Annotated in this window: 19 protein-coding genes; 11 read left to right on the top strand and 8 right to left on the bottom strand. The window is 67.2% G+C overall.

What is annotated here, in order from left to right:
• Positions 1–110: 110 nt before the first annotated feature.
• On the bottom strand, positions 111–653 hold the full coding sequence (locus tag ITJ61_RS12345) for a TetR/AcrR family transcriptional regulator (RefSeq protein ID WP_194686338.1): 543 nt from the start codon (positions 651–653) through the stop codon (positions 111–113).
• A gap of 53 nt (positions 654–706) precedes the next feature.
• On the opposite strand from ITJ61_RS12345, the gene ITJ61_RS12340 reads away from it, so the two are divergent.
• Positions 707–1882 carry an FAD-dependent oxidoreductase gene (locus ITJ61_RS12340; RefSeq protein ID WP_104243785.1) on the top strand — a complete coding sequence of 392 codons (1176 nt, stop codon included), beginning with the start codon at positions 707–709 and terminating at the stop codon, positions 1880–1882.
• Positions 1883–2080: 198 nt separating this feature from the next.
• Here the strand turns inward: ITJ61_RS12340 and ITJ61_RS12335 are convergent, their stop codons facing one another.
• Complete coding sequence (locus ITJ61_RS12335; protein ID WP_104300152.1) at positions 2081–2938, bottom strand: SDR family oxidoreductase; 858 nt, start codon at positions 2936–2938, stop codon at positions 2081–2083.
• A 258-nt stretch (positions 2939–3196) separates the two neighbouring features.
• On the opposite strand from ITJ61_RS12335, the gene fdhA reads away from it, so the two are divergent.
• On the top strand, positions 3197–4411 hold the full coding sequence (gene fdhA, locus ITJ61_RS12330) for a formaldehyde dehydrogenase, glutathione-independent (protein ID WP_104243781.1): 1215 nt from the start codon (positions 3197–3199) through the stop codon (positions 4409–4411).
• A gap of 119 nt (positions 4412–4530) precedes the next feature.
• On the opposite strand, the gene ITJ61_RS12325 is transcribed toward fdhA, so the two are convergent.
• The 5 genes from ITJ61_RS12325 to ITJ61_RS12305 form a co-directional block, all read right to left on the bottom strand.
• Positions 4531–5298, bottom strand: coding sequence for an SDR family oxidoreductase (locus ITJ61_RS12325; RefSeq protein WP_194686337.1), 768 nt, complete (start codon positions 5296–5298; stop codon positions 4531–4533).
• Positions 5295–6029, bottom strand: a complete 735-nt coding sequence (locus ITJ61_RS12320; protein WP_194686336.1) for a triose-phosphate isomerase — start codon at positions 6027–6029, stop codon at positions 5295–5297. Before ITJ61_RS12320 ends, ITJ61_RS12325 begins: the two co-directional genes overlap by 4 nt.
• Positions 6026–6832, bottom strand: a complete 807-nt coding sequence (locus tag ITJ61_RS12315) for a sugar phosphate isomerase/epimerase family protein (protein WP_228497037.1) — start codon at positions 6830–6832, stop codon at positions 6026–6028. The genes ITJ61_RS12320 and ITJ61_RS12315 overlap by 4 nt, the downstream gene beginning before the upstream one ends.
• Positions 6833–6901: 69 nt before the next feature.
• Positions 6902–8383, bottom strand: a complete 1482-nt coding sequence (locus tag ITJ61_RS12310; protein ID WP_194686334.1) for an FGGY-family carbohydrate kinase — start codon at positions 8381–8383, stop codon at positions 6902–6904.
• A complete protein-coding gene (locus ITJ61_RS12305) occupies positions 8380–8877 on the bottom strand; it encodes a YjbQ family protein (protein WP_104307494.1) in 498 nt (165 codons plus the stop codon). The genes ITJ61_RS12310 and ITJ61_RS12305 overlap by 4 nt, the downstream gene beginning before the upstream one ends.
• A gap of 121 nt (positions 8878–8998) precedes the next feature.
• On the opposite strand from ITJ61_RS12305, the gene ITJ61_RS12300 reads away from it, so the two are divergent.
• The 6 genes from ITJ61_RS12300 to ITJ61_RS20330 all read left to right on the top strand — a co-directional run bounded on the left by ITJ61_RS12300 (position 8999) and on the right by ITJ61_RS20330 (position 14785).
• Positions 8999–9907, top strand: coding sequence for a LysR family transcriptional regulator (locus ITJ61_RS12300; protein WP_194686333.1), 909 nt, complete (start codon positions 8999–9001; stop codon positions 9905–9907).
• Positions 9908–10025: 118 nt separating this feature from the next.
• Complete coding sequence (locus tag ITJ61_RS12295) at positions 10026–11558, top strand: APC family permease (protein ID WP_219819530.1); 1533 nt, start codon at positions 10026–10028, stop codon at positions 11556–11558.
• 109 nt (positions 11559–11667) lie between these two features.
• Complete coding sequence (locus ITJ61_RS12290; RefSeq protein WP_104243767.1) at positions 11668–12489, top strand: alpha/beta fold hydrolase; 822 nt, start codon at positions 11668–11670, stop codon at positions 12487–12489.
• On the top strand, positions 12486–12746 hold the full coding sequence (locus tag ITJ61_RS12285; protein ID WP_194686332.1) for a DUF3253 domain-containing protein: 261 nt from the start codon (positions 12486–12488) through the stop codon (positions 12744–12746). The genes ITJ61_RS12290 and ITJ61_RS12285 overlap by 4 nt, the downstream gene beginning before the upstream one ends.
• A 156-nt stretch (positions 12747–12902) precedes the next feature.
• On the top strand, positions 12903–13538 hold the full coding sequence (locus tag ITJ61_RS12280; RefSeq protein WP_146082030.1) for a hypothetical protein: 636 nt from the start codon (positions 12903–12905) through the stop codon (positions 13536–13538).
• A gap of 275 nt (positions 13539–13813) precedes the next feature.
• Entirely contained in the window at positions 13814–14785 is a 972-nt protein-coding gene (locus ITJ61_RS20330) for an AraC family transcriptional regulator (RefSeq protein WP_146081109.1), read from the top strand.
• Positions 14786–14797: 12 nt separating this feature from the next.
• On the opposite strand, the gene ITJ61_RS12270 is transcribed toward ITJ61_RS20330, so the two are convergent.
• Complete coding sequence (locus ITJ61_RS12270; RefSeq protein ID WP_228497033.1) at positions 14798–17080, bottom strand: FdhF/YdeP family oxidoreductase; 2283 nt, start codon at positions 17078–17080, stop codon at positions 14798–14800.
• A 187-nt stretch (positions 17081–17267) separates the two neighbouring features.
• On the opposite strand from ITJ61_RS12270, the gene ITJ61_RS12265 reads away from it, so the two are divergent.
• From ITJ61_RS12265 to ITJ61_RS12255, 3 genes are all read left to right on the top strand, one after another.
• On the top strand, positions 17268–17714 hold the full coding sequence (locus tag ITJ61_RS12265) for a MarR family winged helix-turn-helix transcriptional regulator (protein WP_104243759.1): 447 nt from the start codon (positions 17268–17270) through the stop codon (positions 17712–17714).
• 88 nt (positions 17715–17802) lie between these two features.
• On the top strand, positions 17803–19275 hold the full coding sequence (locus ITJ61_RS12260; RefSeq protein ID WP_104243757.1) for an MATE family efflux transporter: 1473 nt from the start codon (positions 17803–17805) through the stop codon (positions 19273–19275).
• Positions 19276–19391: 116 nt separating this feature from the next.
• Positions 19392–20297: a MerR family DNA-binding transcriptional regulator gene (locus ITJ61_RS12255; protein WP_194686330.1), complete on the top strand. Its 906-nt coding sequence runs from the start codon at positions 19392–19394 to the stop codon at positions 20295–20297.
• Positions 20298–20301 lie beyond the last annotated feature (4 nt).

Here is a 20301-nt window from a genome sequence, read left to right as displayed (position 1 = left end):
GCCGAGAGTTTTCCCGCATCCCGTCGTAACGGTTGTGTTTCCGCGCAGGACGCTGCAGTCGGCGGGAGCGAGGGACCCGACCCGCCCCGCAGGCTGCGCTGCTGCTGGCCCTAGGCGCGCAGCTGCGCGATCGCGTCCATGATCTCGGCTGTCGACTCCGCGTTGATGAACCTCTCGTTCTCCGAGTCCACGCTGAGCAGCGCGTTGTGGTTCATGCCGTCACCGACGAACAGTACGAGCCGAGCGACCGAGGCGTCGCCGATAGCGCGAACCAGTGCGTCGAACCAGCCCTCGCGGCACTGGCGGAGCACGTCGAGCGCGTCCTTGTCACCGGTCTGCGCGAGGCGGTACACCGCTTCCACGAGCCGTTCGAGGAGGCTGTCCCGATCCTGCGACGAGACGATGTAGTACGAGACGGCGTTGTCGAGGTCGGCGAGCATGTTGTCGGCGTCGACCCGTGCCTGCCCCCGCAGCTCTTCGAGGAGCGCATCCCCGAGCGCCTGCTTCGACGAGAAATGGTGCAGCACCCCGGCCTTGGAGAGCTTGCAGGTGGTGCCAACGGCCTCGAGAGTCGTCCCGCGCACGCCGGAGTCGACGAGCAGGTTCATATACGCGGTGAGGATCTTCTCCCGCTGACCGGAGACGGTGAGCATTCCGCCATGGTACCGAGGAAAGCGCCCGAGTTGAGTGCGGGTAGCGTGGGGTCATGACTGACGTTGACGTGCTCATCATCGGCGGCGGCGCGATGGGCCTGTCGACCGCGTGGCAGCTGGCGAGGCGCGGCAGGCGCGTGCGCCTGCTCGAGCAGTTCCAGCCCGGTCACCACATGGGCGCATCCCACGGGGCGACCCGCAACTTCAACACGTCGTACACGCAGCCGGATCTCGTCGCGATGCTGCACGAGTCTCGGGCGCTGTGGGGCGAGCTCGAGCTCGACTCGGGCCGCCAGATCCTCGACCTCGTTGGTCTCGTGAACCACGGACCGGGGGCGGCGAGCCCCGAGGTGCACGGCGCGATCTCCGCGAGCGGCGAACCGGCCGAGCTGCTCTCGACGCAGGATGCGGGCGAACGGTGGCCTGGCATCCGCTTCGACACCGAGGTGCTGCACCTCCCGAGGGCGGGACGCGTGCGGGCCGCGGATGCGCTCACGAGCATGGCCGAGCTGGCCGCTGCGAGCGGCGCGGAGCTGAGCTGGGGCATGCGAGCAGTGAACGTCGTCGAGCAGGCCGAACACGTGGTCGTCGAGGCGCACTCCTGGGGTGAGGAGGCAGAGCATCGCGGTCACGCGCGCGAGACGATCACGGCGAAGGTCGTCGTCTCTGCGGTGAACGCGTGGACCCGCACGCTGCTCGGCGGGGCCGTCGAGCTGCCGCGCCTGCGCGTCACGCAGGAGGCGCCCGTGCACTTCCGCGAGTTCAACGGGTACGTCGACTGGCCGAGCTTCAACCACCTGCCGGCGCTCGGGAGGCCCGGCTACGAGGGGTGGCTCTCGCCCGTGTACGGGATGCTCACCCCCGGCGAGGGGATCAAGGCGGGATGGCACGGGGTCGGGCCCGTCGTCGATCCGGACTCGCGGGACTTCCTGCCGGTGTCCGCGCAGCTCGACGGCATCAGGCAGTACGCGCGGGACTGGCTGCCCGGCGTCGACGCGGACAGCGCCGACCCGATCAGCTGCACCTACACGACGACCGACGACGCCAGGTTCGTGATCGACCGGGTCGGCCGCATCGTGGTGCTCGCTGGCTTCGCGGGGGAGGGGTTCAAGTTCGTTCCCTCGATCGGCCGCCTCGGGGCCGACCTCGCCGAGAACGGTGCCGGTGCAGCTCCCGAGCTGTTCTCGATCAGCCGACCGCGCTCGCTCGCCCCGCAGCCGCTCCGGTAGCAACCGCGCGCATCCGTCGCGGGGCCGTCGGACCCGCAACCCATGACCGTCTCCGGGTGGGTTTCGCGCCTGCGGATGCTCTGCAAGCCATCCGCAGGCGCGAAACCCATCCCGAAAGCGAGGGTCGTCGTGGCGTGAGCCGGACCGTCGACCAGGCCCTCGGCCAGACCGCGGGTGAAGCTGCTCAGGTGGCGCCGCCTACGCGGTGAGGGTGCGGAGCGTCTCGGCGAGCGTCGTCGTGGGGCGTCCGGAAACTCGGGAGAGGTCGCCGGTGGTGAGGGCGAGCCCTCCGTCGCGGATGTTCGCGTCGAGGCCCGTGATGAAGCCGATGGTGCCTTCGTCGAGCCCGTTCGAGGTGAGGGCGGCCTTGTGCTCCTCGGTGGTGAGGGCGCGGTACTCGACGTCGCGGCCGATCGCGTCGGCGAGGGTCTTCGCGAACTCCTCGAAGTCCCAGGCCTTGTCGCCGGAGAACTCGTAGACCTTGCCTTCGTGGCCGTCTTCGAGGGCGATCGCGGCGATGCCGGCGGCGTAGTCGGCGCGGGAGGCGCTGGCGACGCGGCCCTTGCCTGCGCTGTTGACGATGACCCCCGTCGTCTCGCCCTGGGCGATGTCGGCGACGTAGTTCTCCGTGTACCAGCCGTTGCGCGCGATGGTGGCGGGAAGGCCGGATTCGCGGATGAGCGACTCGGTCGCGACGTGCTCCGGTGCGAGGATGAGGGCATCCGGGTCGCCGCCGAGGACGCTCGTGTAGACGATGCGGGCCGCGCCCTTCGCCTTCGCCGCGTCGATGACCGCTTCGTGCTGCGCGACGCGGGTGCCCACTTCGCTGCTGGAGATGAGCACGACGGTGTCGCCAGCGTTGATGGCGGCGGTCGCGGTGTCGGGCTTCGAGTAGTCGATGGTGGCGGTGCGAACGCCCTTCGCAGCGAGCTGTGCGAGTCGCTCGGCGTTGCGGCCGCCGGCGACGATCTCGGTGGGGGTCGCGCCGCGCTCGAGGAGGCTGTCGATGACGAGGGTTCCGAGCTGTCCGGTCGCGCCGGTGATGACGATTGCCATGCTTGCTGTTCCTTCCGAGAAGTGGATGCTTGCAGGTACAACAACCGATGGGGTATCCGGCGTATTCCGAACGCGCTGGGAAGTCGACGGAGCAGATCACCCGGGCCTGAGTCTGTGCATCCGCTGGTCATCTGCCCCGAATCCTGGCGTGCCCTGAGGGCGGCCAATAGCCTCGAAACACTGCGTAACAGAGACGTTCGCAGGGTTGCACCGTCGTGTGCACCGCATGCAGAACCCGCTCAACTCAAAGGAGAGATCATGGCGAGTAACAGAGCCGTCGCGTACAAGGGGCCGAACGAGGTCGAGGTCATCGACATCCCGTATCCCGAGTTCGAGCTGAAGGATGGACCGGGTGTGAACCCGGCGAACGTGGGCCGTCAGGTGCGGCACGGGGCCATCCTGCGCACCGTGACGACGAACATCTGCGGGTCCGACCAGCACATGGTGCGCGGGCGCACGACCGCTCCGGTCGACCTCGTGCTCGGTCACGAGATCACGGGTGAGGTCATCGAGGTCGGCCCGGACGTCGAGTTCATCAAGGTCGGCGACATCGTGTCGGTTCCGTTCAACATCGCGTGCGGGCGGTGTCGCAACTGCAAGTCGGGCAAGACGGGCATCTGCCTCAACGTGAACCCGGACCGCCCCGGCAGCGCCTACGGCTACGTCGACATGGGCGGCTGGGTCGGCGGGCAGGCGGAGTACGTGCTGGTGCCGTACGCCGACTGGAACCTCCTGAAGTTCCCGGACCGTGACCAGGCGCTCGAGAAGATCCTCGATCTGACGATGCTCTCCGACATCTTCCCGACGGGCTTCCACGGTGCCTACACCGCGGGGGTCGGCCCAGGGTCGACGGTCTACATCGCCGGCGCCGGTCCGGTGGGACTCGCTGCGGCAGTCAGCGCGCAGCTGCTCGGCGCCGCGTGCGTCATCGTGGGCGACCTCAACGAAGAGCGCCTCGCGCAGGCGCGGTCGTTCGGCTGCGAGACGGTGGATGTCTCGAAGGGCGACCCCGGTGAGCAGATCGAGCAGATCCTCGGCGTGCCGGAGGTCGAGTGCGGTGTGGACGCTGTGGGCTTCGAGGCTCGCGGGCACGGTTCCGATGCGGGGCACGAGGCGCCGGCGACGGTGCTGAACTCGCTCATGACGGTGACGGAGGCTGGTGGTGCCCTCGGTATTCCCGGCCTGTATGTGACGGGTGACCCGGGCGGAGTGGACGAGGCGGCGAAGGTCGGCTCGCTGTCGATCCGGCTCGGCCTCGGCTGGGCCAAGTCGCTGTCGTTCACGACCGGACAGTGCCCGGTCATGAAGTACAACCGGCAGCTCATGCAGGCGATCCTCTTCGACAAGGTGAAGATCGCCGACGCCGTGCAGGCGACGCCGATCACGCTCGACGAGGCTCCGAAGGGCTACGCCGACTTCGATGCGGGCGCGCCGAAGAAGTACGTGCTCAACCCCAACGGCTACGTGAAGTAGCCCGGCGCGGGGGTACATCAGACCGCGACAGAGCGTGGAGGGCGGCGGGCCCCATGCTGCAGGGAGGACTGCAGCGTGGGGCCCGCCGTGTGCGTGGGGTTGCCAGCACACGAGATCGGTCAGATCGCCGTGTACCCGCCGTCGATGACGATCTGCTGCGCGGTGAGGTAGCTCGACGCGTCCGAGGCGAGGAAGCGAACGAGGCCGGTGAGGTCTGCGGGGGTGGCCATGCGGCCGAGCGGGATGCGGGAGACCCAGTCCTCGAGGAGTTCCGGCTCGCGGTCGATGATCTGCTGGGTGAGGTCGGTGAGGACGTAGCCGGGCGCGATCGAGTTGACGCGGATGCCTGCACTGGCCCATTCGACAGCCAGGGATTTTCCGAGATGGGCGACTGCTGCCTTCGACGAGTTGTAGGAGGCGGCCCACTGCGGCACGTTGACGATGGAGCCCGACATGGATGCGATGAGGACGGCGCTCCCCGGAAGCCCTGACTTCAGGAGACCCGCGCCGAAGGCCTGCGCGGAGAAGAACGTCCCCGTCAGGTTCACATCGATGACTTTCCGCCACTGGGCTGCGGTGACGTCGATCGAGTCGCCGTTGATCTCGATGCCGGCCGCTGTGAGGAGGATCTGCGGGGTGCCCAGCAGTTCCGTGACCTCCGCGAAGACGGCCGCTGTCGCGTCCTGATCGACGACATCGAGTCTCCGCCCGACGGCCTTGACACCGAACTCGTCTGCGAGCTGTGCTGCGGTGTCCTCGACGCTGTCGAGAAGATCGAGGAGCGCGACGTCGGCGCCGTTCTCGGCAAGTGAACGGGCGACGGTGAGCCCGATCCCTCGGCCGCCACCCGTGACGACTGCGGTCCTGCCTGCAAGTTCTCTGCTCATGTTCTGTCTCCTTCGTTGTGGTGGACGTGCTGGGGAGAGGCGAGTGCCTCGTCGAACCCCTGTCTGGTGGATGCGATGAACGTGCGAGCTGCGTCCGACCGGTCGTGCGCACCGAGCACGCCACTCGTCGATCCCGTGCCGTCCGCGCCGGCGGCCATGATGTGCCTGGCGATGGTGGGGGAGGCGACGCCTCCCGCGTGCATCATGAGAACTGCCCCGCCGGTGTCGCGGACCGCCGTATTCGCTTCGGGGATCCAGGAGCGGCTGACGGCACCCGAGGTCCCGATGAGTGCGGGCGGTTCGAAGAGGATCGCCGTCGGGTTCAGGAGCGACAAGCGAACGGCATCGCCGATCGTGCCAGCGCAGACGATGGTGAGCAGCCCGACCTCGTGAGCACGGGACACGGTTTCGGCGAGTGTTCCTGGGTCGAGTTGGCGGCTCTCGTGATTGAGCATGACGCCGTCGGCGCCCGCGTCGACGAGCGCCTCCGCGGTCGTGGAACCGAAGGTGGCGCCGATCGTGTCCGCGTCCATGGCCTGCGCGAAGACGAGCACGCCTGAATCGAGCTCTGCGGTTCGCGTGACGAGTGCGTTCGGGACGGTCAGGACGACGTCGACTTCGTGTTCGGCCCCCGCCGCTCCCGCTGCGACGGCCAGCGCCTCGATCTCGGTCTGACGCAGCAGGTTCTTCGGTCCGATCTCGAATAACGGCGGAGTGAGGAGCCTGTTCATGCGTCGATCAGTGCCCGCAGGAAGCGGGCTGTCTCCGGCAGGCTCCGCTCCGGATCACCGTGAGTGGAGCATTCGAGATTCAGCGAGCCCGTGTATCCGATGTCTCGGAGGGCTCCGATGATCGAGGGCCAGTCGAGCGAGCCATGACCTGGAAGGAGTCGGTTGTTCTCCCCGAGGTGCACCTGCTTGACGTGGCCACCGCACTGACGCAGCGTCGCGGCGATGTCCGCTTCCTCGATCGACATGTGGAACGTGTCCGGGAGGAGGCCGGCGCTCGGATGGTCGATCATCTCGAGGAGGTGGACGTTGTCAGAGGCGCGGTTGAGGTACCGGCTCTCGTACCGGTTGAGCGGTTCGAGGAGCACGCGCCCGGCGGTCCCGTCAACGACGTCGAGCATCTGCGCGTAGAAGTTCAGGAAGCCCTCCTGCTGGCGGGGGTCGAGCTGCAGGAACGGGTCGAAGAGGGGCAAGGGATTCTGGGCGCCGTACTCGAACTCGATCTCGGTGACGAGGCCAAGCTCAGCACAGACCGATGCCGCTTCCAGGTACATCCCTCGGCATCGGTCCCGGAGATCCGCGTCTGGGGACATGGCGTTGCCGTAGACGTCGTCGGTCAGTACGAACTCGACTGGGCGCACCCCGGTTCGCGACTCGAGCTCGCCGAGCTCCGATCGGATGTCGTCGTTCCAATCGGCGAACGGCTGGAAGACCGCGATCGTGTCGTACCCCCAGGCCGAGAGGCGTTCCGCCTTCTCCGTGAGAGTCGCGCCGGGAACCATCGGCGACGAGCAGCACAGTTTCATCTTCACTCCATTTTTCTCGACCTCGTGTGAGGTGGTTTTCAGGTCGTCGTCTGCACGCTGGTGCAGGTGTCAGGTCGCGTAGAGGCGCTGCAGGGAGTCTTCGAACAGCGCGTAGCGCTCGGCACGGTCGACGAGTTCGGTCCTGGGCCGCCCGCGGGACGGCTGGTAGCGCGCGGTCAGCGGTGGGTTGAGTTCCGCCGCGTCGTGGATGCTCGCGAGCTCTCCCGCTGCGACGAGGGCGAGCACCGCGGCGCCTCTGCAGGTCGCCTCCCGCTCGTTGGGGACGACGACGTCCACCTCGCAGACGTCCGCCTTGAGCTGGTTCCTGAAGGTCGATGCAGTGCCACCGCCGGTGGACACGATCTGCTGCGCACGCGCTCCAGTGAAAGAGTCGATGTTGCGTTTCAACAGGTGGGCGAGGCCTTCTTCGACTGCGTAGGCGAGGTCGAAGCGGTCATGGCTGAGAGAGATGCCCACGAAAGCTCCGCGAGCATCCGGAAGGTAATCGGGCGGATTCAGGCCGGTGAGGTACGGGAGGAAGATGGGTGCGCCCAGTGCCGAGCGGGCAGCGAGTTCGCGTTCGAGCTCTGCGTGGGAGAGGTTCTGGAGACCTTCCCTTCTGAACCACTCGAGAACAACCCCTCCGCTGTCTGCGCCGTTGAAGAGGACGATGTCGTCGGGGTGGAGCCCGGTGTGGAATGAGATCCTGCGGCTGGGATCGAAGCGCCAGTCGCTCGCGAGCATTGAGAGCGAGAGCACCGTTCCGGCTGATTCGCTGATGGTGCCAGCCCGGTAGGAGCCGGTTCCTGCCATCGCACAGAAGTGGTCGAGCGCCCCCACGTTCACCCGATACGCGACAGCTTCCGGCAGCTGAGCGACGACATCCGGCATGACTGGGCCGACGTCGGAGCCGGCAGCGGCGACCTCAGGCAGCTGGTCCGAGGTGATGCCGCAGAACTCGAGCATCTCTGCCCAGTACTCGGATCGTCGGACATCCCACAGGTACGTGAAACCACGTGTCGAGACCTCGCCAACGCTGCGACCAGTGAAGCAGCGGATGAGATAGTCCTTCACCATCAGCACCTCGTGGGTTCCCGCCATCGTCTCCGGTTCGTGCGCTCGCAGCCAGCGCAGTTTGGCGGCGGGCCAGGCAGCTGACGCGAATGGCTGCCCGCTGGTCTCGAACGCGGCGTCAGCTGAGAACGACGCAGCCATGAGCTCGGCCTCGCCACCGGCTCTGCTATCCAGCCAGGAGAGGGCTGGACGCACGGGACGACCGGAGGCATCCACGAGAACCAGCGACTCCGCCTGTCCCGTGAACGCGAGTACTGCGTCGTGCTCACGAGTCGTCACCGCCGCGCGCCGCGCGCAATCCGCCACGAGCGCCAGGACGGTCTGGAACAGCGCTTCGGCATCGAACTCGACGCGGTCGCCTGACCTCTCGTAGCTCACGGGCCCGGATGCGCTCGCAAGAACCGCGAGCCGCTCGTCATAGAGCACGACCTTGAGGTTGGTGGTGCCGACGTCGATGGCGTAGACGAGCATCGTCATTCACCCATGAACTGGAAGTGCACGACGCGTGTGCGCGGGCGCACACCGTCGAGATCGCCGAAGTAGATGCGTCCGAACTCACCGAGTACGGCCGCGCCATCGACGACGGGAATGACCTCGGAACGGCCGAGGATCGACGAGATGATGTGACCGTCGGTGTTGAGGCCCCATTCGGGCAGCTCATCCCGCAGCGCGGCCGCGTTCTCGATGTGGATCGGCCCCGGATGCAGGTACTGGCCCTCATGGCGAGTAGGGGGAGCGATCTTCGCGAGGACGTTGAGTGTGTCCTGCAGAATCAGCTGCGTGCCGTAATACGTCACGTCTTCGGACTCCTCCTGGAGGAAGACCGTGCAGCTCGTATGCGCCGTGTAGGCGGTGAGGAGTCCATTTCTGGCACCGAGCTCGGCGAGGAACGTCTGCGCCTCGTCGGTGATGTCGAAGAACTCCTGCCGCGCGGGTGTGTCGATCGAATGCGACCCGCTGTGAACGCCCATGTTCTGCTCCTCAAATGAAGTCGTGTGAGTGACTTCATCCTGATCTCGAATCTCTCCGAGCGGAAAGACGAAGCTACGATGAGTTCATAAGCTGCATCTATCACTGACTCTTGGAGGAGCGATGACCGGAGACGTGACCCTGCGGCAGCTTCGCTACGTCAACGCGGTCGCAGCGGACCTGAACTATCGGCGAGCTGCCGAGAAGCTCTTCATCACCCAGCCCGCCCTCTCCTCCGCCATCCGTCAACTGGAGGAGCAGCTGGGTGCGAAGGTCTTCGACCGCGACACCCGGTCCGTCACGCTGACCGCATTCGGACGCGAGTGGCTCCCCCATGTGCGTGCGGCGCTGCGCGCTGTGGACGAGACCCTCGACATCGCCTCGACGCTCATCAATCACGCCGAAGTGCGCATCGGGTATCTCATCGGGACGGGAGCGGATCTCCTCTTCACCCTGCTCGAGGACGTGGAGCGGGACCTGCCGGGCATCACGATCGAGATGACGGAATACGACTTCGCCGACCCGACGGCCGGGCTCGCGAGTGGGAAGTCCGACATCGCGCTCATCCGCCCTCCTGTCGGGGCGTTCGGGCTGGAGATCGCAGTGGTGGAGGAGGAGACCTGGGTGGCCTGTCTGCCGAGGGCGCACCGGCTCGCGGGCAAGATCGAGCTGCGGATCGAGGAGCTCCTCGACGAGCCGCTGATCGTCGCCCCCGAATCGGCAGGAGCCTGGCGAGACTACTGGATGGCTGCCGACGCGCGACACGGCAAGCCAGCGTTGATCGCCGGTGAGGCTGCGACCTACGAGACTGAGACGACGATGGTCTCGCGCGGCATCGGCGTGAGCTTCACGACCTCGTCGATGACCAGGCTCTACGACCGGCCGGGCATCACGTTCGTCCCCATCGTGGACAGACCCGTCAGCTACTCCGCGCTCGCTTGGCACCCCGACCGGGTGTCACCCTCCGCGCGAAGACTCGTCCAGCGCATGCTCGACCGGGCGCAGGTGCGGCAATCGGACTCGGACCGATAGACCAGAGTTATCAATCCATAAGAGGACCGGACTTCCAGAGTGCTGGGCCACTGGGTTCACTGTCTCCAAGGACACGGCCGGATCATGGTCGTTCCACGCAAAGAGGCGAGGAGATGCAGTGATAAATCCACTGAAAAGGTCCAGGCGTGATCCTCTGCCTGAACCATCGAGTTCAGGCACGGACGAGGATGCGCGGCTCGCGGAATTCGGGTATGACCAGAAACTCGATAGATCTGTTGGGAAGATCGCATCCTTCGCAATCGGATTCTCGACGATCAGCGCGACCACGGCGGTCTTCTCCGGATTCGCGGCTGGCTATTCGAATGCGGGAGCTCCATTCATCTGGACCCTGTTCATCGCGATCCCGGTATTCCTGCTCTGGACGCTCATCGCGGCTGACATCTCGGCCAAGATCCCCCTCGCCGGCTACGCCTACCAGTGGACAAGCCGACTGAACGGGCCGGTCTTCGGCTGGTTCACCGGCTTCGCGGCGCTCATCGGCTGGACCAGCGGCATGACCAGCCTCGGCTACGTTTTCGCCGGCTATCTCGGCAGCGTCTTCGGCTGGGAGCTCTCGCAGCCGAATCAGATCTTCCTCGCCATCGCGGTCGTCGTCGTGTGCGTGCTCATCAACGCCTACCGAGTCCGGCTCGCGACGCTCATCAACAACATCGGGGTGGGCCTGGAGTTCGTCGTCACCATCGGCGTGACACTCGTGATCGCGTTCGTGGCCTTCGTCATCCCTGGCAACGCGCAGCCGTTCTCGTCGCTGTTCGAGGGCAACAGTCCCGATGACGCGACTCCGTACCTGCTGGCATGGCTCGCCGCATCCCTCGGGCCGTTCTTCGGACTCGTCGGGGTGGAAGCGGTCGCCGACGTGGCGGAGGAGACGAAGGACGCGCGCCGCGTCATCCCCCGCACCATGTTCTACGCGTTCGCGGCGTCCTGCATCATCGAGTTCGCCATGTACCTCGTGTACACGCTCGCGATCAAGGACCCTGCGGGAGTGCTCGCCTCCTCGGCGCCCATCGACGAGATCATCTCGCAGCAGCTCGGCCCCGTCGTCTCGAAGATCGTCATCGCCATCGCGCTCACCAACATCCTCGTGTGCCTGCTCGCCAACGTCTTGGTCGGCACCCGGCTGCTCTACTCGATGTCGCGGGACAACATGATGCCGTTCTCGAAAGCGCTCCGCCACGTCAGCCCCACCCGCAAGACCCCATCCACAGCAGTGCTCACGCTCGGGGTGGTCTCGGTGCTCCTGCTCCTGTCTGCGCTCGTCAGTCCCGCCGCCTTCAACTACTTCCTCGGCATCGCGACGCTTGCGTTCTTCAGCACCTACGTCCTGCAGACGATCGGTCTGCTGATCGCGTCGTACAAGGGCCGTATCCCGGCGCCCGAACCGGGCACCTTCGATCTCGGGCGCGCCAGGCGACCGCTGCTCATCATCAGTCTCGTGGTGTTCCTGATCGTCGAGATCGCACTGCTGTTCCTCCCCGCGTTCGCTGGCAACGGCTTCGTGTTCGCAGGAGCTCTCGGGCTGGCATTCCTCTGGTGGCTGCTGGTGCTCAGGAAGCGGTTGAGCACGGGCCACGCTGGTTCCAACTACGCGCGTGAGCACCCAGACGAGGAACTGGCTGCCGCTCGGTAACGAGGCGAGGAGGAAACGCCTCAGACGGGCCGCGAGGGTGCAGACTTGCCTCGCGGCCCGCATTCGCTGGAGGGCCGACGGCAGCGCTCAAGGGTGAGGGAGCAGGAACATGGTCGCAGCAGAAGAGCCGGGCACGGGCGGGGTTCGCGTCGATCGCGAGACGGTCCTGTCGGCGGATGGAACGCGCATCGCCTACGAGATCCGCGGCTCGGGGCCCGTGGTGCTCATCGTGAACGGTGCGTTCTCGACGGCGCGAGACGTGACGGAGTTCGCGCTGGCACTCGTCAGGGCCGGTTTCGCGGCCGTCGCCTATGATCGCCGCGCCCGCGGCGACAGCGGTGATACGAAGCCGTCGGCGCCAGAGCGTGAAGCAGAAGATCTGGCGGCCGTCATCGGCGCGGTCGGCGGCCAGGTGAGCGTCGTCGGGCATTCCTCCGGGGCCGTGCTCGCGCTCTTCGCCGCCTCCCTCGGCGTTCCCGTGCAGCACCTGTTCCTGTCGGAGCCTCCGTTCCGGTTCGGGCAGCACGAGCCGGCGCCCGACCTCGCCGAGCGCCTACAGCGGCTCGTCGATGAGGGCGAGGCGGCTACCGCGGTCTCGACGTTCCAGCTCGAGGGGGTTGGACTCGACCCTGCCCTCGTCGAGCAGATTCGGCAGAGCCCGATCTTCCCCGGCCTCATGCCGCTCGCGCAGTCGACGGTCTACGACGCGCAGCTCGTGCGGCAGGTGTCGACGCCGACGGCGGCGATGGTCGACGTGCAGGTGCCCGTGACGATCGTCGTGGGCGGCGACACGTTCCCGTTCCTCGCGAGCGCCGCGAGGCGGCTGGCTGAGACGCTGCCGGGGTCGGAGCTCGTCGAGGTCGCCGAGTCGGTCGGGCACCGCGTGCATCCCGAGGCGACGGCGAAGGTCCTCGCGGAGCGGCTGCTGTGACCCCGGCCTCGCAGCGCGATCAGCAGCTCGAGCGTGTGATCCTCGAGCTGCTCGCCAAGCGGGCCGAAGGGGCCACCATCTGTCCGTCCGAGGCGGCGCGAGCCGTCGGGGGAGACGAGTGGCGCTGCGAGATGGACGCGGCGAGGGCAGCCGCGCTGCGCCTCGTGGCGGCCGGCGACGTCGACATCACCCAGGGCGGCGAAGTCGTCGACGGCGCCTCGGCGAAGGGGCCGATCCGCATCCGCCGCCGAGCCTGAGGCCCTCACCGCCCAGGGTGGAAGTGGCCACGATGCGGTGGCATTCCCTCGTGCTGTTGGTACCCGTTCGGGGATAATCGGCACAATTTCGGCCAGGTGTCGCGCAATCTCAGCCAGGACGACATGAGCGACTGACCGGAACAGCATGATGTGAAGGTGAAATCTCTCCCTAAGAACACGCTCGATAAGCATGGCCAGTCGATTTCCCGCGGCGGTGCGGGCGAAAGCGACCGTGTCTCCCGGCGGAAGATCGTGCAAGGTGCCGCCTGGACGGTGCCGGTGCTCGCACTCGCGGTACAGGCTCCCAGTGCGAGCGCGTCGGTGAACTGCAGCCAAGTGCGCGGTGGAAGCACGGGAATCCGCCTGCAGCAGACAAGCAATCCTCGAAGGTACACGGTGAGTGCCACCAACACCCAGACCGGAGGAGTAGGTGGAGGTGGCGTCACGCCCGGCGACGTCAAGAGCTTCTCGATCATCTACTGGTGGACCGTGCCGGGTCTGACCTTCACGAACACCGGTAGTTCCAGCTGGACCAACCTCCAGCCGACGGGCGAGACTCGGGTCATCGGGGGGCAGCTCTACTACGCCTTCAAAACCACCTTCACCGGGACTTTTGTGTCGTCCGGCGGTCGGATCTACCCGAGCCAGGGGCATGAGTTCCAGGTGAACAACTACCAGCAGTACAACGGCGTCCAGATCTGCTGGGCAGGTGAGAACGACTTCGTCGCCGGTCAGTGCGCACAGCGAAGCGGTGTCTTCGCCACCTCGTGCACCACCATGACAACGAACTAGCGCTGGGGGCGAGCCTCGAGGGTCGTTCGCGGACGCGGACGCGGACTCGGACGCGGACGCGGACTCGGAAAGGCTATGAAGGGCGTGGGTTGGTCCTGGCGTGCTCACGGCAGGCTCGATGAGGTTGTTCCTCTGGGTCGTCCGAGCAGTCCTGCAGCCGAGTGGCGGCAACCCTGTTCGCTCTCTGTCGAGCGGTCAGTTCACCGCCGACTCTGGTCGGAGCGAGATGGTGGGTCGAGGGTTTCCACGGCTCTCTTCATGTGAGTAAAGATTCGGTGACCGTGAACGTCAATTCCTCTCGACGAGACGCACGCCAGGACGTGGAACATCCGTCAGGGTACAAGAGGAGCGTCCTTCGGTTCAGGGGTTCGCCGCAGACGTGGGGCCTCGAGTCGATCGGTGTGGAAATCGTTCGGTACTCGGCCCCTCTGATCTCTGACGTGCAGCTTCTGACCATGGAGAACTACTTCGCTGCAGAGGTCACCACGACTGCATTCGCTGTCTCCTGGACAAGGGCGCGGGCGTCTGCTCGGAGGCGAGTGCTGATGATCTTCCCTCGATCGGGCGTGCTGAACGTGGAATCGGGCCCCTCGAACACGCTGAAGATACAAGATCGAGTCTGGCTCGTACTCCCGGGCAGCACTCCAGTGCTCATGAGCAGCGACAACCACTTCGAGGGAATCTTCTTCGCCTTCGATGCTCGCGAGGTGCTGCCCTCTCTGGCGGCCTCCATCCGGCCGGGGAAGAGGGAGCTTGGGTCGCCGATCCTCGACATGATGCGGCCGATGCTCGAGTCCTTCGTTCGGTATCCGCGCGTGGACGATGTCCTGACGATCCACAACATGCGGAGTCTCCTCCGATCGATGGCGCGGTCGCTCGTGTTGGAGCTCCTCGAGACTGGCAACCACGTCTCCAGGGACCTGGCCGGAGAGATTCGTGCGATCGTGCGTCTCCGGCATCAGGATCCCGCGCTCACTCCACACTCGATAGCCCTGGGGTTGAGCATTTCGCGAAGAACGGCTGACCGGGTGATGTCGGACTCCGGCGATGTGAGCCTTGCGCAGCTCATCCGTTCGGAGCGTGCGCACACGGCGAAGACTCTCCTGCAGACGCAACGCCAGCTGTCGATCGAAGAGGTCTGGGTGACCAGTGGCTTCCCGTCGAAGGAGACGATGAGACGCGCCCTCCGCGACATCTTCAACCGCTCGCCTCGGGAAATCCGCACTGCGCCCAGGGTCAAGCGCTGAGAGCCAGTTTCCTCAGCGCGTTTCGGCCGCAGCTCGCTCCAGTCGAACGACGATCGACTTCGAGGTCGGCGTGTTGCTGACATCGGCGGTCGAGTCGAGCGGCACGAGCACGTTCGTCTCCGGGTAGTACGCGGCGACGCAGCCGCGCGGGGTGGAGTAGACGACGATGCGGTGGCGTTCGCTGCGGCGCTCTTCGAGCGAGCCGTCGCGGCCGGGCCACTCCGACACGATGTCGACGTGGTCGCCGTCGGCGAGGCCGCGGTCCCGTGCATCCGCCTCGTTGACGAAGACGACCCTTCTGGCGCTCTTCACGCCCCGGTACCGGTCGTCTTTGCCGTAGATGGTGGTGTTGAACTGGTCGTGCGAGCGCAGCGTCTGCAGCAGCAGGCGCCCCTCGGGGACCTTCGGGTACTCGAGCTCGTTGGCTGTGAACTTCGCAGTGCCGCCGATGCTCGAGAAGTCGCGGCCGTCGCGCGGCCCGTTCGGCAGGACGAACCCGCCGGGCTCGTCGATCTTCGCCTCGAAGTCCTCGAACCCGGGAATGACCCGGGAGATGGATGCGCGCACGTTCGCGTAGTCGGCGCGCAGCTCGGCCCAGTTCACCTGCGGCACGTTCGGGCGCGAACGGGTGAGGACCCGCTCGGCCAGCATCGTGACGATGGCGACCTCGCTGAGCAGTTCATCGCTTGCCGGCTCGAGCCGCCCGTGGGAGGCATGCACGGCGCTCATGGAGTCCTCGACGGTCACGCGCTGCGTGCCGCCCGCCTGCCGGTCGCGTTCCGTGCGGCCGAGGGTGGGGAGGATGAGCGCTCGGCGTCCCGTTGCGACGTGCGAGCGGTTCAGCTTCGTCGATACCTGCACCGTGAGGGCAAGCGACTCCATGGCCGCCTCCGTCACTGCCGTGTCGGGTGTGGCCCTGGAGAAGTTGCCGCCCATGGCCATGAAGACGCGGGCCTTGCCGTCGCGCATGGCGCGGATCGCCTCGACCGTGTCGTAGCCGTGCTCGCGGGGAGACGCGAACGAGAACTCGGCGTCGAGCTTGTCGTGGAACGACTCCGGCATCCGCTCGAAGATGCCCATCGTGCGGTCGCCCTGCACGTTCGAGTGCCCGCGCACGGGGCAGACGCCCGCGCCGGGCTTGCCGATGTTGCCCTGCAGGAGCAGCAGGTTGACGCAGTCGCGCAGTGTCGGCACGGAGTGCTTGTGCTGGGTGAGGCCCATCGCCCAGCAGACGATCGTCGATTTCGAAGCGAGCAGCAGCTCACCGGCCTCGCGGATCTCCGCCTCGCTCAGGCCGGTCGCGGTCTCGACCTCGGCCCAGTCGAGCGTGCGGAGGGACTCGAGGTACGCATCCACGCCCGACGTCTTCGCGGCGATGAAGTCGTGGTCGAAGACGGTGCCGGGGTTCGCCTCCTCTGCGTCGAGCAGGATGCGGCCCAGAGCCTGGAAGAGCGCCTGGTCGCCGCCCAGCTTGATCTGCAGGAACAGGTCGTTGAGGGCGGTGCCGCCGAGCACCATTCCGCGCACGGTCTGCGGGTTCTCGTACCGCATGAGCGCCGCCTCGGGCAGCGGGTTCACGGCGATGATCTTGCCCCCGTTGAGCTTCGCCTTCTCGAGCGCGGTGAGCATGCGCGGGTGGTTGGTGCCGGGGTTCTGGCCGGCGATGATGATGAGGTCGGCCTCGTGGAGGTCCTCGAGGCTCACCGAGCCCTTGCCGATGCCGAGCGTCTCGCCGAGTGCGGAACCGCTCGACTCGTGGCACATGTTGGAGCAGTCGGGGAGGTTGTTCGTGCCGAGGCCGCGCACGAACAGCTGGTACACGAACGCCGCCTCGTTCGAGGTGCGGCCGGAGGTGTAGAAGATCGCCTCGTCTGGGCGCGACATCTGCGCGAACTCGTCGGCGATGATGTCGAACGCGTCGTCCCAGCTCACGGCCCGGTAGTGCGTGCCGCCCTCCTCGAGGAGCATCGGATGCGTGAGGCGGCCCTGCTGGCCGAGCGAGTAGTCGTCCCAGGTACGCAGCTCCTCGATGGAGTGCTCGGCGAAGAAGCTCGGGGGAACGCGCCGTTTCGTCGCCTCCTCGGCGACGGCCTTTGCGCCGTTCTCGCAGAACTCGGCCGGGCTGCGGTGCTTGCCCTCCGGCCACGCGCATCCGGGGCAGTCGAAGCCGTCCTTCTGGTTGATGCGCAGCAGGGTCCGGGCTGTGCGGGCTGGGCCCATCTGCGCCGTCGTCACCTTGAGCGAGTTGAGCACTGCGGGGATGCCGACGGCGGTGATCTTCGGCTCGGAGAACATGGCCGCGGTCTCGTCGATGTTCTCGACGATGCGCGCCACGCCGGCTTCCGGCTTCGCGCGCTTCTCTGGATGCTTCGGTTCGGGCATCGTTGCTCCTCCCGGTGAATCCGCCCAGTCTACGCGTGCGGCGCGGGGCACGGGCTGGGCCATCTTGACAGTTAGAACTCTAACTGTCATAGTTCTAACTATGTCGGATACAGCCCCAGCCCCACGCACGCCCCTCGAGTTCGTCCGATGGATCAGCTGGGCGCAGATGAAGGCCGGGGAAGACTGGACACGTGAGCGCGAGCTCACCCGGCCGCAGAGCTTCGTGCTCGGCTACCTCGTGCAGAGCCCAGGGGCGAGCCAATCGGAGCTCGCTCGAATGAGTCGCACAACCCCGGCGAGCGTCTCGAGTCTGCTCCGCGGCCTCGAGGGGCGAGGGCTCATCGAACGCCGAACCGAGGGTGGCGACGAGCGCACCAAGCGCGTCTACGCCACGCCCGCCGGGGCCGAGCTCATCGCGGGCTTCGAGGAGGCCATGATCGCCGCAGACGAGACGATCCTCGCGCCGCTCGATGCCGATGAACGAGTCGCGTTCCAGGCGCTCCTCGCCAAGATCACGGCTCAGCTCCCGCAGCCAGTGCGCGACTAGCCCTCCGAGGCGCGCGACCGAGTCGCGCATCCCCTCACGTGCCGACGAGTGTCGGCGCGCGCTCCGTCCTGCCCAGAAAGAAGCAACCATGAGCACACCACCAGAAACACAAGCCACGGCCGATCTGTCGACAGCCCGTGAGGCCGCCCCGGATGCGGTGCACACGAACCGCTGGTACCTCTCGTCGGCACCGATCGTCAGTGCACTCCTGCACCTCTGCGTGCCCATGGCGGCCGCGATGATCGTCGGAGCGATCTACAACCTCACCAATGCGGGGTTCATCGGCTCGCTCGGGGACACGGCCCTGCTGGCCGCCATCACCCTGGGCTCGCCGGTCCTCATCCTCGTCATGGGGGTCGGGAACGTCTTCGGGGTCGGGGGAGGGGCGCTCGTGTCGCGCCTCCTCGGCGGGGCCGAACGCGACCCCTCGAAGGCGGCGACCATCAAGCGGGTCGCGTCCTACTCGCTCTGGGGCTCGGTGGTCGTGGGGGCCGTGGTCGCCGCCATCGGGCTCGTGTTCCTCTCGCCGCTCGTCTCGCTGCTCGGCGCCGATGCATCCGTCGCGGCGCCTACGGCTGCCTTCGTCGGGGTACTGCTCGGCTTCGTGCCCGTCCTCGCCGCGGCGGTCTGCCTCGAGCAGCTCGTCCGGGCGGAAGGCGCGGCGAAGCAGGTCATGGTCGCGCTCGTGCTCTCCGCCGTCGTGAACCTGGCTCTCGACGCCCTGTTCATCCTGGTGCTCAACTGGGGCGTGGCGGGGGCGGCCGTGGCGACGGGGCTCGCGAACCTCGTCGTCGTCGCGTACTTCGTTCTCTGGCTCACGCGCAACAGCGAGCACGTGAGTCTCTCTCCTCGCTGGTTCACCCTCGCGGGCTCCGTGCAGAAGCCGGTCCTCGGCGTCGGCATCGGCACGCTGCTGCAGTCGGCGTTCCTCATCGTCACGGCGCTGGTGCTCAACAACCTCGCCGCAGCCTACGGTGAGGGGCCGCTCGCGGCGATGGGCGTCGCCGTGCGTATCGCCCAGGTGCCCGAGTTCCTCATCATGGGTGTCACCCTCGGCGTGCTGCCGCTCCTGGCCTACTCGTACGGCAAGGGCGACGGCGCACGCTTCGGGTCGGCGCTGCGAGCATCCGCCATCACGGTCGGCGCGGTCGCCGCGCTCGCGGCCATCCTCCTGCTGTGCTTCCGAGAGCAGGTGTTCGCGCTCTTCGTGGCCGACGCATCCGTGCTCGCGATCGGCGTCGTGGTGCTCGCGGCGCAGCTCATCGCGATGATCGCGAACGGCTTCACCGGCCTCATCACGTCGCTGTTCCAGGCAACCGGCCGTGCCCTTCCCGCGACCATCATGTCGGCCGCCCAAGGGGTGCTGTTCATCCCCGTGGTGATCGCGGGGAGCATCTGGTTCGGCCTGCCCGGCATCATCTGGGCGCTCACCGTGACCGAGGTCGCGGTGCTCGCTGTCGGGGTGGTCCTGTGTGTCGCGTTGGCTCCGGCCCTCAAGCGCGGCCTCGCGGAGGGCAGCGCGGAGCGTGCGGAGGAGGCGCTCGAGATGGCGGCGGCCTGATCGGGCCTCGCGCCTCGAGGCGCATGCCGGCGAGCTCGAGGCGTCTGGTCCAACTGGGCAGATCTGCGGAGTGCCCCGCTTGACTCTCCTCCTACGGGAGGCGGCAGGCTTGAGGCATGCTCACCATCGGGGAATTCGCGAACACGACCAACATCAGCGTGAAGGCGCTGCGTCACTACGACGAGACGAAGGCGCTCGTCCCGTACGAGGTGGATGCGGTGACCGGGTACCGCAGGTACGCCGAGTCGCAGGTGCGCGACGGCGCCCTCCTGCATGCGCTGCGGGCGGCCGGCGTGCCGCTGCCCTCCGCCGCGAGGGCGCTCCGAGACGGAGACGCAGCCGACGTGCTGCTTCGCCATCGTGCCGAGGTGCTGCGGGGGCGTGACGCCGAGGATGCGGCCATGACGGCTGCGGACGCCGTGCTCACCGCCTTCGCGCGCCCGGTTGTCGTCGAGGAGCGGCGACTCGAGGCCACGCCGTTCGTCGCGCGCGTCATCCCGCTGCCCGCTGACCTGGATACGGCCGGCGGGGGTGTCGCTCGCGGGGACGGCGCCGGTGCGGCGCCGAGCGATGAGGACGCGAACCGGGAATTCGCCGAACTGCATCGGCGCAGTGTCGAGGCCGGGCTCGAGCCGGGGCCGGGGTTCTGGACGTCCTTTCGGGAGGCCCCCGGCAGCACGGCAAGAGCATCCGAGCTGCAGATGCTCCTCTGCTGGCCGGTCGCGCGCCTCCCAGAAGCCGACGACGAGTCGTGGCATGACGGGCGCATCCTCGCGGATGAGCTGCCGCCGCGAACCGACCTCGTGGCCGTGTGGCGCCCGCACGGTGCCGATCTGCCGGAGGGCTCCGTGCATCCGGCCGTTGTGGCCCTCTTCGACGCGCTCGCGGAGCGCGGCGTGGCGCTCACATCGCCCGAGGTGCGCCAGCGTGTCATCGGAGAGGATGCGGACGACGTCGTCGTGGAGGTCGCCGTCACGCTGCGGTTACGCTCGCGTGAGCCGGTGTCCGGACGCGCCCACTAGCATT

The organism is Pseudoclavibacter sp. VKM Ac-2888, assembly GCF_015351285.1.
In the GTDB taxonomy this organism is placed as follows: domain Bacteria; phylum Actinomycetota; class Actinomycetes; order Actinomycetales; family Microbacteriaceae; genus Pseudoclavibacter.
Note: the sequence above shows the minus strand (reverse complement) of the source record. Positions and strands in the feature narration are given on the sequence as shown.

Bases quoted from the DNA above. Each gene is read 5' to 3' on its own strand.
- fdhA (WP_104243781.1), top strand. From the start codon at position 3,197: ATGGCGAGTAACAGAGCCGTCGCGTACAAGGGGCCGAACGAGGTCGAG.
- ITJ61_RS12325 (WP_194686337.1), bottom strand. From the start codon at position 5,298: ATGAGCAGAGAACTTGCAGGCAGGACCGCAGTCGTCACGGGTGGCGGC.
- ITJ61_RS12290 (WP_104243767.1), top strand. From the start codon at position 11,668: ATGGTCGCAGCAGAAGAGCCGGGCACGGGCGGGGTTCGCGTCGATCGC.
- ITJ61_RS12335 (WP_104300152.1), bottom strand. From the start codon at position 2,938: ATGGCAATCGTCATCACCGGCGCGACCGGACAGCTCGGAACCCTCGTC.
- ITJ61_RS12305 (WP_104307494.1), bottom strand. From the start codon at position 8,877: ATGGGCGTTCACAGCGGGTCGCATTCGATCGACACACCCGCGCGGCAG.
- ITJ61_RS12340 (WP_104243785.1), top strand. From the start codon at position 707: ATGACTGACGTTGACGTGCTCATCATCGGCGGCGGCGCGATGGGCCTG.
- ITJ61_RS12320 (WP_194686336.1), bottom strand. From the start codon at position 6,029: ATGAACAGGCTCCTCACTCCGCCGTTATTCGAGATCGGACCGAAGAAC.
- ITJ61_RS12265 (WP_104243759.1), top strand. From the start codon at position 17,268: ATGTCGGATACAGCCCCAGCCCCACGCACGCCCCTCGAGTTCGTCCGA.
- ITJ61_RS12315 (WP_228497037.1), bottom strand. From the start codon at position 6,832: ATGAAACTGTGCTGCTCGTCGCCGATGGTTCCCGGCGCGACTCTCACG.
- ITJ61_RS12300 (WP_194686333.1), top strand. From the start codon at position 8,999: ATGACCGGAGACGTGACCCTGCGGCAGCTTCGCTACGTCAACGCGGTC.
- ITJ61_RS12310 (WP_194686334.1), bottom strand. From the start codon at position 8,383: ATGACGATGCTCGTCTACGCCATCGACGTCGGCACCACCAACCTCAAG.
- ITJ61_RS12255 (WP_194686330.1), top strand. From the start codon at position 19,392: ATGCTCACCATCGGGGAATTCGCGAACACGACCAACATCAGCGTGAAG.
- ITJ61_RS12345 (WP_194686338.1), bottom strand. From the start codon at position 653: ATGCTCACCGTCTCCGGTCAGCGGGAGAAGATCCTCACCGCGTATATG.
- ITJ61_RS12260 (WP_104243757.1), top strand. From the start codon at position 17,803: ATGAGCACACCACCAGAAACACAAGCCACGGCCGATCTGTCGACAGCC.
- ITJ61_RS12270 (WP_228497033.1), bottom strand. From the start codon at position 17,080: ATGTTCTCCGAGCCGAAGATCACCGCCGTCGGCATCCCCGCAGTGCTC.